The sequence below is a fragment of the Cytophaga sp. FL35 genome, from assembly GCF_014349235.1.
Lineage (GTDB): Bacteria > Bacteroidota > Bacteroidia > Flavobacteriales > Flavobacteriaceae > Euzebyella.
In genome coordinates this window covers 1-15747 of record NZ_JACSOH010000017.1, presented here as the reverse complement: position 1 = coordinate 15747, position 15747 = coordinate 1, and the positions used below count along the sequence as shown (strand labels likewise).

15 protein-coding genes and 1 pseudogene are annotated in these 15747 nt (G+C 42.9%); all 16 read left to right on the top strand.

Annotated elements, in window-relative coordinates; genetic code table 11:
- The first annotated feature begins 142 nt into the window (after nt 1-142).
- A complete protein-coding gene (locus BIZ36_RS14000) occupies nt 143-985 on the top strand; it encodes a universal stress protein (RefSeq protein ID WP_121848246.1) in 843 nt (280 codons plus the stop codon).
- Nucleotides 986-1437: 452 nt separating this feature from the next.
- Entirely contained in the window at nt 1438-6846 is a 5409-nt protein-coding gene (locus tag BIZ36_RS20905; protein WP_121848247.1) for a PQQ-dependent sugar dehydrogenase, read from the top strand.
- Nucleotides 6847-7008: 162 nt separating this feature from the next.
- Nucleotides 7009-7263: pseudogene (locus tag BIZ36_RS13970) on the top strand (transcriptional repressor); the annotation flags it as partial.
- Between the two features lie 57 nt (nt 7264-7320).
- On the top strand, nt 7321-7677 hold the full coding sequence (locus BIZ36_RS13965) for a SpoIIAA family protein (protein ID WP_121848248.1): 357 nt from the start codon (nt 7321-7323) through the stop codon (nt 7675-7677).
- Nucleotides 7678-7680: 3 nt separating this feature from the next.
- A complete protein-coding gene (locus BIZ36_RS13960; RefSeq protein WP_187458524.1) occupies nt 7681-9648 on the top strand; it encodes a heavy metal translocating P-type ATPase in 1968 nt (655 codons plus the stop codon).
- Nucleotides 9649-9678: 30 nt separating this feature from the next.
- The gene (locus BIZ36_RS13955; protein ID WP_187458523.1) at nt 9679-10791 is read left to right on the top strand and encodes a DUF4238 domain-containing protein; all 1113 of its coding nucleotides are present in this window, start codon (nt 9679-9681) and stop codon (nt 10789-10791) included.
- A gap of 113 nt (nt 10792-10904) precedes the next feature.
- The gene (locus BIZ36_RS13950; RefSeq protein ID WP_187458522.1) at nt 10905-11276 is read left to right on the top strand and encodes an ArsR/SmtB family transcription factor; all 372 of its coding nucleotides are present in this window, start codon (nt 10905-10907) and stop codon (nt 11274-11276) included.
- Between the two features lies 1 nt (nt 11277).
- Complete coding sequence (gene merTP, locus BIZ36_RS13945; RefSeq protein ID WP_187458521.1) at nt 11278-11877, top strand: mercuric transport protein MerTP; 600 nt, start codon at nt 11278-11280, stop codon at nt 11875-11877.
- Nucleotide 11878: 1 nt separating this feature from the next.
- On the top strand, nt 11879-12085 hold the full coding sequence (locus BIZ36_RS21160; protein ID WP_286174800.1) for a GDCCVxC domain-containing (seleno)protein: 207 nt from the start codon (nt 11879-11881) through the stop codon (nt 12083-12085).
- 66 nt (nt 12086-12151) lie between these two features.
- Nucleotides 12152-12514: a metal-sensitive transcriptional regulator gene (locus BIZ36_RS13940; protein WP_187458520.1), complete on the top strand. Its 363-nt coding sequence runs from the start codon at nt 12152-12154 to the stop codon at nt 12512-12514.
- A 158-nt stretch (nt 12515-12672) separates the two neighbouring features.
- Nucleotides 12673-12942 (top strand): thioredoxin family protein, encoded by a 270-nt coding sequence (locus BIZ36_RS13935; protein WP_187458519.1) that lies wholly within the window; start codon nt 12673-12675, stop codon nt 12940-12942.
- Between the two features lie 17 nt (nt 12943-12959).
- On the top strand, nt 12960-13829 hold the full coding sequence (locus tag BIZ36_RS13930; RefSeq protein ID WP_286174799.1) for a hypothetical protein: 870 nt from the start codon (nt 12960-12962) through the stop codon (nt 13827-13829).
- A 28-nt stretch (nt 13830-13857) separates the two neighbouring features.
- Nucleotides 13858-14343, top strand: coding sequence for a heavy-metal-associated domain-containing protein (locus BIZ36_RS13925; RefSeq protein ID WP_187458518.1), 486 nt, complete (start codon nt 13858-13860; stop codon nt 14341-14343).
- A 5-nt stretch (nt 14344-14348) separates the two neighbouring features.
- Nucleotides 14349-14687 (top strand): mercuric transporter MerT family protein, encoded by a 339-nt coding sequence (locus BIZ36_RS13920; protein WP_187458517.1) that lies wholly within the window; start codon nt 14349-14351, stop codon nt 14685-14687.
- On the top strand, nt 14677-15498 hold the full coding sequence (locus BIZ36_RS13915; protein ID WP_187458516.1) for an NHL repeat-containing protein: 822 nt from the start codon (nt 14677-14679) through the stop codon (nt 15496-15498). The genes BIZ36_RS13920 and BIZ36_RS13915 overlap by 11 nt, the downstream gene beginning before the upstream one ends.
- Nucleotides 15499-15586: 88 nt before the next feature.
- A partial coding sequence (locus BIZ36_RS21400) for an HYC_CC_PP family protein (RefSeq protein ID WP_502709167.1) occupies nt 15587-15747 on the top strand: 161 nt, incomplete at its 3' end.

Here is a 15747-nt window from a genome sequence, read left to right as displayed (position 1 = left end):
TGGTTTTTGTGGCAATGTTCCTTGCGGTGCTGACAATTGCCTTTCTAGATGCAATTCTATATGGTTTTTACCTACTTTTCAATTGAATAATTAAACCTAAAAAGAAAGATTAATGGAGTCAAATCAATAAAAACAAAATGATATGAAAGATGACGGAATTTTAATACCTGTAGATTTTACACAGGTTTCAAAAAATGCGGTGAGCTACGCAATTGGGCTAGCACAAAAATTGAAATCAAAACTGGTTTTTGTCCACGCCTATTCAGTGGCATATCCATCCGGTACGCCCATCGGTATGGCAACTATGGCACACAATGTAGCAGATACCACGGCATCCGAGGAGAAAATCAATAAAGAAAAATTGGATAAGTTTCTAAGAGGCTTTCCTGAACTGGACAAGTTGGAATTTCAAGCAATGGTCGGTTTCGGGGCAACGGTCGATGTGATTTCTGGCCTGGCTAAGGAAATGAATACCAGACTTGTCGTTATGGGTACCAAGGGCACGTCTTCAGGATTTGATGAAATTTTTATTGGAACCGTCACCGAAAAGGTGACACAAAAGGCATCTTGTCCAGTACTGGCCGTACCTGAAGATGCCAGCTATACTGCATATAAGCGTATCGGGGTCGCAGTGGATACGGATAGTACGGATAATAGAATAGATTTTGAAATATTGTCCAGATTATTGGAAAACTATAATGCACAGTTGCACTTTGTACATATAGCGGACGAACAGGAAAGGGTTCCGGAGAAAGCATTTATTCGTGAAAGATTTGGCAAACTTCTTGTACCTAAGCAATGGTTCTTTACAGTTATCGAGGAAGACAAACCCGAAGAGGGTATCGATAAATTTTTGACTGAAACCCCAATAGACCTATTGGTTTTGCTTTACAGGGAACACGGATTTTTTGAGGCACTTTTCAAAAAGGGGCTAAGAAAAAAAATGTTGTATGCCTCCAAGGCCCCATTGCTGATAGTTAAGTAGCCTTTCTACCTATGAGATGCTCCAATAAATATTAGGTATAGCTTACTATGCGAAATTATCGTTCTTATTCTCGGCGCAGGCGGTTTGGCAACGATGTGGGAGGCCGTTTTTGCTGATGTTGGTGTGGCGTTATTGGCGATATTCAATGCAGTTCGATTGCAGAAGATGAAGTGGAGCTAAAGAAAATTATATATATTTTCAATATTGAATCCGTCATTTTCTATAAATTGAAAAGGAGTGTTTTTAATACTAGGATACCAAAAGTGGAAAGACCCTTTTACTTTAAGTACATCATAAAGAGAATGTTAGTAATTTATCGAAAAACACTTGATTTTAACGAAAATCAGTGGGGTATTTCGGCCTAAAGTTGTTATTAAGTTACCTTTGTAAGTTGATGCCACTTCCCCTGCAATTAGTGCCTTTTAATAAAATTGCAATAACTATTATTGATTATGAAAAAAATCTACACTATTCGCGCTTGCAACTCAGCTTTCTTTTCAATATTTCATCTCCATTATTCTAAATTTTGCTCCATTTCGAACAAAATTGTAGGTGGTCTGATATTGGCACTTGCCTTATTAAGCTCCATTTCAGTTAAAGGGCAATTGCCTGACGATTTCCAACAAGTACCGTTGCTGACAGGATTAGCCAATGCCACAACCATGCAATTCGCACCGGACGGGCGCATTTTTATCCTTGATCGGTACGGCGAAGTAATAATTTACAAAACGGATACCCAGACCTCTGTTTCAGCGGGAACGGTACCGGTCTTTCATGAGTTCGAAGAAGGTTTGTTGGGTATTGCTTTCGACCCGGATTTTATCACAAATAATTACATTTATCTACATTATGCTGTGCTCGGTCAGTCGACCAATAGGGTATCCCGATTTACCATGAACGGTGATGTTCTGGACATGTCTTCCGAGATTGTAATGTTGGAGTGGGGTACTCAACGGATTATCAGTTACCATTCAGGTGGGGATATGGCCTTTGACTCGCAAGGTAACCTGTACATCGCAGTAGGCGACAATTCGTACTACAGCGATGCCTACGCCTCCCATAATGAGACGAGTATTTCTGCCACTACCGAGAAAAGCTCGAGCAATACCAACGATATGCGGGGTAAAATCCTTCGGATAACTCCCCAAAACGATGGTTCTTATACCATACCTGCAGGCAATCTGTTTCCAGCTGGTACTCCGAATACCCTACCCGAAATCTATGTTATGGGTGCTAGAAACCCTTATCGAATTTTTGTCGACAAAGAAAATACGGATTGGCTGTTTTGGGGAGAAGTTGGCCCGGACGCAAATGCCGCCAGTGCTCTAGGCCCGGAAGGGTTGGACGAGATGAACTTGACAAAGGCATCGGGGAATTATGGCTGGCCATATTTTTCAGGTGTCGACAACGATGCCTATCAAGTTGCCTATCGTACTCCGTCACCATTTTACAACGACCCGGCTGCCCCTGAAAATACTTCCACATGGAATACAGGGGCCACTGTTCTACCTCCTGCCCAACCGGCTTGGCTCGAATTTTTCCATAAAAGTCATTTTGCCGGCCCTCGATATTATTATGATGGTGCGCTGACCGATGACCAAAGATTTCCCGTAGAGTTCGATGAGATTTTCTTTTATTATGACTTCAATAGCAGTAAAATTTGGGCTGTTGAAATGGATGCGCAAGGAAATATTATAAGTAATGATTTGTTCGCACCGGCCGTATTTCCCTCTGGGTCTGGCGACGGTTTTATCGACATGGAATTCGGCCCTGACGGCAAGATGTATATTTTGGCTTACGGCGCTGGCTGTTGCCCGCAAAATGCAGGTACTGGTAAGTTAATCAGGGTTGATTATACGGGTATTACTTCAAATGCACCCCCGACTGTCATGATAAGTGCTGACCCGAATAGTGGCCCTTTGCCCTTGACGGTTAATTTTTCCAGTGCCGGAACGAATGATCCGAATGGGGATACACCCTTAACGTATGAATGGGATTTTGATGGCGATGGAAATACAGATTCCAACGACGAAAACCCGACCCATGTATACAATACGGCAGGAACCTTTAATGTGAAATTGACAGTTACCGACCCAGGCGGTGCATTTGGGGTAAATAATATCACTATCTATGCCGGCAATACCGCCGCCACTTTTTCTTATAATTTACCTCCTGACGGCGGATTCATCGGTTGGGGAGATGATGTATCGATAGATTTGATCGTATCCGATACCGAGGACGGTTCTACCGGTTCTGGAATTGACTGCAACGATGTTAATGTGGTTCCTGCTCTTGGCCACCTAAATCATTTTCATGATTTGGCAACCATGACAGGCTGTACCCAGAATTTTAATTTGGGCTACGACGGACATGATATTACGGGGGAGATGGACATTTTCTACGTTTTGAATGCCAATTACACGGATCAGGGGGGGCTGACGGCGTTCGATCAAATCCTATTACATCCAAAGCGCAAGGAAGCCGAGTACTTCGACACTCAAAATGGAACCACCATAATCACAAATACCGATTTTTTGGAGGGCGGATCCGAAGCCCTGAGTGTTGACAACAATGGGTATATTTCTTTTTCAGAACGCAATTTGTTGAACATGACTGCTGTTAAATACAAGGTGGCGGCAGCAACTGCCGGTGGTACCATAGAATTTAGGTTGGGAAGCCCTACAGGAACTCTTTTGGCGACCACCACGGTACCTTCAACCGGTGGCTTGGGCAATTGGCAGGCCGTGGAATCTATCTTTTCGGCACCTGTCGGAAAAAATGATCTATTCTTTGTATTTAAAAGTACTAGCGGCACGCAAGATATCTTTAATCTGAATTATGTGGAATTTATCGGAGATGGAGTGTCAACCGACAGTTCTCCACCTGAGATATCCTCTGTTGAAGCAATGGGCTCTACACAGGTCAAAGTCCAATTTTCGGAGTATGTTACCGCGGCTACTGCGAATCAAGTTTCAAACTATGTGATAGACAATGGCATTGCCATTTCTTCCGCGGTTTTGCAATCAGATGGACTGACCGTTTTTTTAACGGTTTCTCCGTTGAGTGGTGATACGACCTACAATCTAACCGTTAACGATGTTCAAAACATTTCTGGTATACCAATTGTAACAGAAGATTATTCATTTTCTATCATAAGTTCTATTAGAATTAACGTGGGAGGTCCCCAATTGACATATGGTGCCGAAACTTTTATCGCGGATCAATATTCGACAGGTGGAAGCTTGTTCAGTGCCTCTATGCCCATAAATGGTACGACGCAAGACGAACTTTATCAAACAGAACGTTTCGGCAGCTTCTCATATGAAATTCCTGTACCCGTATCTGGCGAATATGATATTCGTTTACATTTTGCCGAACTGTATTTTGGAATTGGTAGTGTACCTGGTGGCCCCGGCACACGTGTTTTTAACGTGACTATAGAAGGGAATCCCGTACTGACCAATTTTGACATCTCCGCAGAAGTAGATCCTGCGACAGCGCTCCAGAAGGAGTTGGACGATATTTCCATTACTGATGGATTTGCGAGTATCACATTAACATCGATCAACGAAAATCCAAAATTGTCCGCAATAGAAATATTACCTCCAGATGCTTTTGCATCGACACCTGATATAATGATTACCTCGCCCCAAAATGGATGGAGTGTCAATCAGCCATTCGAAGTCGCATTCATGGTGGAAAATTGGACAATTCAAGAGGGTGACACTCATATACATTACTATATAGATGGGGTTATGGTCGAACCTTATTATAGTCATGACCCAATTCCACTTGACAATCTGAGTATAGGCAGTCATACGATTCGTGTCGAACTTTTCTTTGCCAATCACTCGCCCACAGGTATTTTTGATGAAGTGATGGTTGCGGTTACAGAACAATCGGTCTGTAATGAAACTGACTTTCCTGACTCTTGGATAGTTCATCAACTAGATCAAAACCCGTACACTGCTGTATATACCTTTGCCGATGATGATTTGGATGGCGATGGACTGAAGGACATAGTAACTGGTGGCTGGTGGTATAAAAATTCTGGATCGGCTTCCAGTAACTGGCAGAAAAGTACAATTGGTGGAACATTCGGAAATGTGGTCCACGTGCATGACTTTGACGGGGATGGAGATATTGATTTATTGGGCACCGCCTTGGGTATTGCCCCAGATAACGAATATGAAAGTGCCCAGCTTTTGTGGGCTCAGAACGATGGTTCTGGTAATTTCACTGTATTTACGAATATACCTGCTGGGAATACCAATTATAGTGAACCATTTCTAGCGGGTTTGGCCGGAGGCGATTTTGGTGCCGGTTATCAAATGGCCATTAACTGGAATGGTGCCGAATCTACGGGATCACCAGTTCAAATGCTCACTCCATCGGCGAACCCGACAACAGGTATGTGGAGTTTGGTGGATATCAGCCCCGATTCTGCGGGAGAAGATCTTCAAGCCGGTGATATAGACGGAGATGGTGACCTGGATCTCTTTCAAGGTGTCAATTGGCTTAGGAATAATGGCGGGGGTACTTGGGAAACTTTTTCCACGGGAATTACCTACGTTACCACTCCGGATCGTGCACAATTGGCCGATTTTGATAGGGATGGTGACTTGGATGCCGTTGTTGGCCAATTGGGATTGGGAAGCAACCCGAACAACTCTGAATTTGCCTGGTTTGCCGCACCTGCGGACCCAACGCAGCCTTGGGTAAGAAATATTCTTGCAACCGATATTGCAGGAAGTCTAAGCGTTTTTGCCATTGATTTCGATTTTGACGGAGATCAGGATATTGTCGTGGGTGAGTGGTTGGCCGACCGCAGATTGATTGTTTTCGAGAACGACCTTTGTAGTACAGGGGATTGGGAAACACAAATTATTGATGATGGGTCACTCAATTTAGAACATCACGATGGTGCCAGGGTTACCGATATCGACAATGATGGTGACCTTGATGTGGTTTCAAATGGTTGGTTACAGCATATGGGACCCAGAATATATGAAAATACAACGCCTCCACCGGTTAGCAACGATCCTATTGCCGATGCCGGTCAAGATCAGACGGTTGTACTTCCCTCCAATAGTATCACATTGAATGGTTCAGGAACCGACCCCAATGGTGGCTCGATTACAGGCTATCAATGGACACAAGTGAGCGGTCCCACTACAGCCACTTTGGTCGGGGAAACAACTGCGGATCTGACGGCTAGTGATCTGGTTTTAGGTAGTTATGTGTTTAGATTGACTGTCATAGATGATGAAAATGAAACAGGTTTTGATGAAGTAACTGTTATGGTCAGCTCTGAAGGTGGAAACATGCCTCCAGTTGCAGTCGCGGAAGCAGCTCCTTTAACAGGTGTCGCACCTCTAGAGGTCACTTTTACGGGTGGTAACTCTAGCGATGATGTTGGGGTTGTGGCCTATGCATGGGATTTTGGAGATGGAGGGACTTCCACCGAAATGAATCCAATTTACACATATAATGAGGCTGACACTTATACCGTAACCTTGACTGTCACAGATGAGGGAAACCGTACAAGCACGGCCACCTTGTCCATTACCGTGACCGACGGTACCTCTGGTAAAATGGAAGTCATTTTGGCAGAAAATCCTTCAAAAGGTGGTGTTGCCAAAATAAGAGTCATCAATGCACCAGCAGATATGGTGGTCTTAAAAATCTATTTGCACGATGTCGGTGGAAGATATATAGCTGTTTACAACGCACCTGATGTGCTATCCGCTGACGGTACATACGATATTCCCGCATCTACATTAAGAGATGGTGTCTATTTCCTTGGTGTAGAAATGAATCAAGGTAAGCCGACATTGATTAAGCTAATAGTTGATAATTAAATATACAACTTGTATAAGCAATTCAAAAAAGCCCTGATAAATTTCAGGGCTTTTTGCCAAAAATACAATCCCATGTTTCGCTTCTAATAGCTAAAAGGATTTTTTTATTGAGTATCTATGGCAATTAACAGGACATGCGGATTCTGATTTTACAGAACTCTTAAGACTTTCGAAGATAAAGCCATAGTACATCAGATAGATGATAGCACGGGCATGACCAAGTATGCATTATGTGAGGAAGGCTGCAATTGTGAATTGGAACGAGACCTACACCTTCATTTTCACTGCGTCAATTGTGGTGAGACCGTTTGTTTGACAGAACATAAGATTCCGTACATCAACCTTCCCGATGGGTACATCGCAGAGGATGCCAATTTGGTTCTAAAAGGCATTTGTGAGAAATGCAGTGGGCAATAAATGCACTTCCGTTGCACGCTTTAAACCTTTACTTTGACCATTGAAAAATCATGAGTTATGATACAGTTTATAGATACGAAAAAAGAAAACCTGATTGCCGCAAGGTTGTCGGGCAAATTGAACGAAAAAAATTTAAAGACCGTTCACGACCGCATACATCAAATCATCGATAAGGGCCATAAAGTGGACTTCTATTTTGAAATGGATGACTTTGAAGGCTACACGCTCAAAGGTTTTTGGGAAGATATAAAAACTGATGCCGCACATATCGACGATTATGGAAAAATGGCATTTGTAGGTGACAAGAAATGGCAGGAATGGGCAGCAAGTGCTACCGATTTCTTTACGGGCAGTGACGCTAAATATTTTGAATTGGAAAACAAAGCACAGGCTATGGCTTGGATGGCATCATAATCTATGAAAAAGAAAAAAGTAAACCTACGCGATTTAGACCCTAAGAAACACCAGGGCGATCACAGTCACGATGACGGCCATAATCACAGCAGTCCGGAAGAAGCATCCAAATTCAGAACTTACTTACCCGCGATTTTCAGCTTTGTCATGTTGATAGCCGGTATCGCCATTGATTATTTCGATGCCTTTCCTTTCTTTAAGGGATGGGTCAGAATCGTTTGGTACACGGTAGCCTATATTCCCGTAGGTTTTCCTGTAATCAAGGAAGGTTGGAATAGTATCTTAAAAGGCGACTTCTTTACGGAATTTTTCTTGATGTCTATTGCTACTTTGGGGGCATTTGCCATAGGTGAATATCCCGAAGGTGTGGCCGTGATGTTGTTCTATGCCGTAGGCGAACTGTTCCAGAATGCCGCCGTCAACCGTGCCAAGGGAAACATCAAGGCTTTGCTCGACGTACGCCCTAATGAAGCCTTGGCCTATCGTGATGATGATTTTGTCTCTGTCAATCCTGAAACCGTCGAGATTGGCGAGAAAATTCAAGTGCGCGTGGGCGAGAAAGTACCTCTCGACGGTATTTTGCTTTCAGAGAAAGGGTCGTTTAATACCGCAGCTTTAACAGGCGAAAGCAAGCCTGCCACTATTGCGACCGGAGAAAAAGTATTTGCAGGAAGCATAAATCTCGATGGTGTCATCGAAGTGGAAACGACCAAGGAATTTAAGGATAGTTCCATTGCCAGGATTCTGGACATGGTACAGAACGCCACCGCACGTAAATCAAAGACGGAATTGTTTATCCGAAAGTTCGCAAGGATTTATACGCCTATCGTTGTTTTCCTTGCTATTGGCCTGACTTTCTTGCCCTATTTTTTTGTTGATGATTATGTGTTTAGGGATTGGTTGTATAGAGCATTGATATTCCTAGTAATTTCCTGTCCTTGTGCATTGGTCATTTCCATTCCCCTAGGTTATTTCGGTGGCCTAGGTGCGGCATCCCGTAATGGGATTCTGTTCAAGGGCGCATCATTCTTGGATGCCATGACCAAGGTAAATACAGTGGTAATGGACAAAACGGGAACTGTTACCAAAGGGGTCTTTAAGATTAAGAAAGTGGTCAATAAATCCGCTTTTTCGGAAGCGGAGTTTATGCAATATCTGATGGCGATGGAAGAACAATCCACCCATCCCATCGCAAAAGCAATTTTGGAGTACAAGGCAGACGGTGCGGATTTTGAAGCGACCGAAGTTTCAGAAGTAGCCGGAAAAGGATTGAAAGGAACGGTCAATGAGAAAATCGTTCTGGTGGGCAACAAGGCTTTGATGACCGCAAACGGAATAGACGTTCCCTCTGAAACCGATAGCATTGTTGAATCTATCGTCATGGTCGCCATTGACGGAAAATTTGCAGGCTACGTGACAATTGCCGATGAACTGAAGGAAGATGCCCACCAAGCCATTAAACAAATACGTGAGGCTGGTATTTCAAAAATCATAATGCTTTCGGGCGATAAGGATTCCATAACCCAACAGATAGCAAAAGAATTAAAAATCGATTGGGCAAAGGGTGGTTTGCTACCGGAAGATAAGCTCAACGAAGTCGAAAAGCTCAAAAAGCAGCCCGATACCAGAGTTGCTTTTATTGGCGATGGCATTAATGATGCCCCTGTCTTAGCGGCTAGCGGAGTGGGTATCGCAATGGGTGGTCTGGGCAGCGATGTCGCCATCGAGACCGCAGACGTTATTATCCAGACCGATCAACCGAGCAAGATTGCACGAGCTATTCAAATAGGTCGTTCTACCCGAAAAATCGTTTGGCAGAATATTGGCTTGGCATTTGGGGTGAAAGTAATTGTGCTTATCCTTGGTGCAGGTGGATTGGCCACTATGTGGGAAGCGGTTTTTGCCGATGTGGGTGTAGCTTTGTTGGCTATTTTTAATGCGGTGCGGTTGCAGAAAAAGAAGTGGGAATGATATATTTTAAAATAAATACTATATTCTGCTATGCCTAAAAATGAACCACTAAAACAGCATTACATCCCTCGCTCGTACCTTAAAAATTTTGGCGTAGAAGGTAAAAAAGGAAACTATTTCGTCGATGCCTACAAATTAGAAGACGAATTTCTCTTAGAGCAAATTAGTACGAAAAGCATCTGCTTCAAAAAGAATCTCTACACTATTCCCAATGCCGAAGTCGAGAAGAAGTATGCTTTGGAACATCACTATGCGGAACACGTAGATTCCGAGTTTCCGAAAATATATGCTTTACTGATAGATGAAAAGGTTATGGTTCTGACACCTGAACAAAAAAGACAGGTATTATACGTTTGTTTATCGCTCTACTTCCGTACCCCAAAAGTTCTTAATCATCAGAATGCGTTCACTGACCAGATTTTAGATAGGATGTTGCTCTATGCAGATGCTAACGGCGATGTAAAGTTCTCATTTGAAGAGGAAAAATACGAGTTCAATAAAAAGGACATTGATAAGGTTAGACACGAATTCAAAGAGCGGAATAGATTAAAATTCATAGTTAATCATTTGGAAAGATGGAAAGAATTTGTAGACTTCAAATACGATTGCACAATAAATGTACATCGAATCGATGACGCGAATGCGCCTTTAATTACTTGCGATAATCCAGTCTCGATTCGTGGTATAAACTCAACTCGATTCGAAGGTCTGTTTAATCCCGATTCGGTAATAACCTTACCATTAGACACGAAATATTATCTGGAAATTTTTCCCAACAGTATAGCCGACGGTCAAACCAGAATTAATAGAATGGTTCACGATAGGGACTACGTTTTTACTACCAATGCAATCATCCAGAGTAATGCGGAAAAATTGATAATTGGTAAGCCGGGAACGATTGAAAGACATTTCGAAATTCAATCAAGCTATGAACAGGACGAGAATGCCGAACGCTTTGTTGAAAAAGCAAAATTCAAACTTGAACAAATGCAAAAGTTTCACAAAATTTGCGAGACTTCAGGCTTTCCCTCAGAAGAAGCGACTGCACAACTCAAAAGGATGTTAGCGCACGAATATTTCAAAAATGAAGATCAACTGCTACAATTGAAGCGATTGCTTATTGTTATGGACAAATGGAAATAACAATAAATTGAGCTTACATATTGAGTTTATTTGGAAGTAAATTATTATTTATTCATATATTTAAGTATTTGCTTAAATAATTATATTAATATATCTTTGTTAAAAACAGTAATATGGCACTTGAATTAAGTTGTACACGCGCCGAGGCCGACCAAAAGCAGATAATGCGTTGTCGCGAAACCTTGGGAACAAACTCAGAGGCGATTGTCGAAATCAGCAAAGTGCTAGCCCTGGCCGGTAACGAAACTCGGTTAAAGATACTTTTCTTGTTGAACGAGGAAGGTGAGCTTTGTCCCTGCGATTTTGCCGATATACTCGAAATGAGTGTCCCTGCGATTTCGCAGCATATCCGTAAAATGAAGGATGTGGGATTGATTGCTTCGAGACGTGAGGGGCAGACCCTGTATTATTCATTGGTCCAGAATCACAATGAGGTATTGGAAAATGTATTTACCAAAATTCAGAAAAATAAAAAGGTAGCATAAAATGGAAACAGGAAAAACCTCGAAGGTAGCCTACGCAGGAATATTGACGGCCATAGCGGCATCATTATGTTGTATAACCCCGGTTTTGGCATTGATTGCCGGAACCAGTGGCATCGCATCTACCTTTTCTTGGGTGGAACCATTTCGGCCCTATCTTATCGGCATCACTATACTCGTATTGGTCTTTGCCTGGTACCAGAAACTACGACCAAAAACACAGGAGGAAATTGACTGTGCCTGTGAGGATGATATAAAACCCTCCTTTTGGCAAACCAAAAGCTTTCTTTTTGTAATTACGGTTTTCGCGGGATTGATGCTGGCGTTTCCATATTACTCCAATATGTTTTATGCACAGCCGAGTAAGGACATTGTCTATGTCTCGCAATCCAATATTGTAAAGCACACTTTTAATGTTGAGGGTATGACCTGTGTAGGGTGTGAAGCCCACGTAGAGAGCGAAGTAAACAAACTGGATGGCATATTATCAGTCAAGGCCAGTTACGAAGGTGCGAATACCGTAGTGGAATATGATAAGACCAAAACCGATTTGCCCGCAATCCGAAAAGCGATTAACAGCACAGGTTATAAAATTGTGGAATAATATGGAAGTAAATCTCATTTCTACTATTACATGCCCCAACTGTGGTCATCAAGAAGATGAACAAATGCTAACAACGGCCTGTCAGTTTTTCTATGAATGCGAAAACTGCAATCAAATATTAAAACCAAAGGAAGGCGATTGCTGTGTCTTTTGCTCTTATGGGACGGTTTCCTGCCCACCGATACAAGAAGGCTCTGGTTGTTGTTGAATAATTTCAGGATAAATTTGTAGAGCACCCCCAGTACAATTATATATTGCCAAAATATTAAAATCGATGATACCACGAGATTTAAGCAAGGACATAAAAACAAGGTTGCAAAGTATAAATGGGCAAATAGGTGGCCTCATAAAAATGTTGGATGAGGATACAGACCCAGAAAAAATACTGATTCAATTTAAGGCAGCGCAGAAAGGATTGGATAAAGCCCATTTCCTGTTATTGGACGAAGTTTATCGAAAAGCTTTGGCCATAAAAATATCCGAAACTGTCGAGGCCTGCCCCGGAAATTGTGGTAATGAAGACCGTATCGAATTTATAAGAAAACAGTTTCCGGATTTGGAATTGGACAACCTGACCGAAAAGATGAAGGAGATAGATACGTTAAAGGCCAAGCTCGAAAACCACAAAAATGATTGACCCCCACAATCACAACCGATTTGATGGCCCACACGATGTGGGTCATTTTTTTTGAAATTTTATTTGGAGACCACCCTACCCACCAACCTACCTTTGATTCGTTGTTTGGATCCAATGACAAGTCAATGAAATCTAAACAGTAAAAAAAAAACAGAAGTATGAAACGTCAAGTAGAAGTTTTTACGGCCAATTGCCCGGTCTGCGATCCGGTGGTCAAAATGATCAGGGAACTGGCCTGTGACAGATGTGAGGTAACGACCTATAATCTGGTCAAGCAATGTGAAGACAAGACCTGTCTTGATAAGTTGGATGAATACGGCATAAAGAAGGTTCCCGCCGTGGTAGTGAACGGTGAGCTCTTGGATTGCTGTAAGGATTCGGCCATTACCAAGGAAAGATTGATGGAAGCCGGAATTGGACAATCATAATTAAAAAGTGGTCAAGTATGATTTGCAGAACAGTCACAAAAATATCGCTGAACATTGGCTATCTAAAATTGATATTGCTATTGGCAGTAACAGGAACGGCGATGGCCCAAGGCCACGGCCCGCTCTATGGTCTACAGACCCCCACCCTTGCCAAAGGCGGGGTCGATTTGAACGTGGCCGGGATGAGCCTGGGTACGGAAAACGAAACGTCCTATATGCTACGCTATCTGTTTTCCTATGGCATTACGGAAGACCTGCAGATAAATCTGACCACCCCCACGATGATAGAACGGTTGGGTGATGCACCAAGGACACGGGGCAACAGCAATATGCCGGCCAACGGTGATATTGAGGCTTCCCTTTGGTACCGGTTTTTCTCGAACGCCTTTGGGGTGGGAAAACGCTTTGAGTCCACCGCCATCGTGGGCGTTTCTGCGCCGACCGATGATGTCAGGGGACAGGCCAATGTGGGCAACTCGGTACACGCGGCCATTTCAACGGGCTATGCCTCGCGCACTTGGTATGGATGGATCGGTGGCGGATACCAATATTATTTTGAGAAAGATGGCGAACAATTGGGCGACCTACTCTACGCAAGTGCCGTTGTGGGGTACCGGCCCAATATCTTTATGGGGGATTACCCAAAACCGGATTGGCGCATCTTTATAGAATCGTTGGCCGAATTTCCGGGTGACAATAAATTTGATGGACAACTGGATTTTAGCGATTCGCGCAGTACAAAAGTTTTGGTCGGCCCATCATTCCTAGGTCTGTATGGTGTCTGGGGCATATCTTTTGGCGCGATGTTTCCGGTAGTACAGGATTTGACACCGGGTACGATAAAGGAAAAGTATCGGATAGCGATAAATTTAAGTTATTGGTTATAAAAAGAGTAAAATTTAAAACGTCTTTAAAATGAAAAATATCAAAATGATGGTTATGATCGGTATTCTTGGCATAGGTAGGGTAAGCGGCCAAATCGCCAAGGTTGACCAAGAAGTCTATGGAATGGACTGTGCACCTTGCGCCTATGGCCTGGAGCGTGGTCTGAAAAAGATGGACGGGCTTCAGGAGGTTCGCGTCAGCCTGAACGATGGAAAAGCGTATTTGGGATTGGCCGACAAGAACGGACTTACCTTACGCAGCATTCAGGAAGAGGTCAAAAAGAACGGTTTTTCGGCAAAGAAAGCCGAAGTGGCCCTAATGGGTAACGCAACGAAAGAGGATGGCCAATGGTTCATCGAGACCGATAAAGAAAGGTTTGCGGTATCGCAGGATACGCCTACCGAATTGATTCAAAAATTGGCCGTTGGTAGGACATCGGTTAGTGGCACGGTTCAAGATGAGGAGGACGATAACCTACCGGGCCAATGGGCCATCGTACTATCCAAAATTATATAGGTATTATGAAAGCTATTGTCAAGATGGTATTGGGCACCAGCTTGGTCGCCGCCACTCTTCCCCTAATGTGCTGTTTGGCCCCGACCTTATTGTCGGTCGTGGCGGGACTGGGCTTCTTAGGGGGAAATTTTGATTGGGTACATCCCGTGCAGCCCTATCTGACCACTTTTTCGGTCGGGGCCCTTGGGTTCGCCCACTTTAAAAACGGTAAGAACTCGAAAAAGTGTGATGGGGACTCCTGCCAGAACGAAATGGCAAAACACCACATCAATTCGTGGACGCTATGGATCGTTACATCTCTGGTTATAATAATTACGATAACAAACTACTGGTATGAATTTTAGATTGGCATATAGTATTCCGCTCGTTTTTTTGCTAATCCTTATATCAGGTTGTGAAAAGACCGAGAAACAATGGCAGTTCGAAAGGAAGATTATGCTTCCCAAAGAAGTCCGCCCCTTGGCGGTGGCCAAAGATGGGAACTCGATATGGTTTTCCGACCCGGATTATTTTAGGCTCTACAAAATTGACGGGGACGGAAAGGTCTTGGATTCCATTACAGGTATCCAACGACCGATGAACATCCATTTTGATAATGATACGCTGTTTATTCCCGAATTTTTGACGGACACCATCTGGCAATATAAAATGGGCAAAATAGACGATTTAAAAATCAACGAACGGCCACAGGCCCCGGCAGGTATTTCGGTATATGGGGACACTGTTCTGGTAGCTGATTTTTATAACCACCGAATCATTGTACAGACACCGAACGAAAGTTTTACCATCGGCAAACAGGGGCACAAAGATGGGGAACTGTACTATCCGATAGATGTCAAGATGAAGGATGAAAAAATATACGTGGCCGATGCGTATAATAATAGGGTTCAGGTCTTCGGATTTGATGGAGAACACCAAAAAACCATTGGTCAAACTGAAAAAATCAATGTCGCATCAGGTATTGCATTGGGGGAAGGTGAGTTCGCAATTACCGATCAGGAAAATAGTAGGGTGCTGATTTATAACTGTGATGGGATATTGGTGCAAATATTGACCGAGAATATTAATTACCCCACGGATGTTTTATTCGATAACAACTGTCTTTACATCGCGAATTTTAAGGAAAATTCAGTCGTGGTTTACCAATTAAACTAATCTGTCGAAGACAATTGGAAAGATAGCGAACTGATTAAAGTTCTGTTAATTACAATTAAAACTGTTAAAAATTTGTAATTTTACATTGATGAAAAGGGTTTTCCATAAAGTTCTATCTGTTTTGATGGCATTTGTAGTGATGTTCACTACAATGTCGTTCACGGTGGATATGCACTATTGTGGGGACTCTCTGGTCGATTTTAGTCTTTTTACAAAAGCCGAAGGTTGTGGGATGGAAAAAGCACAGCC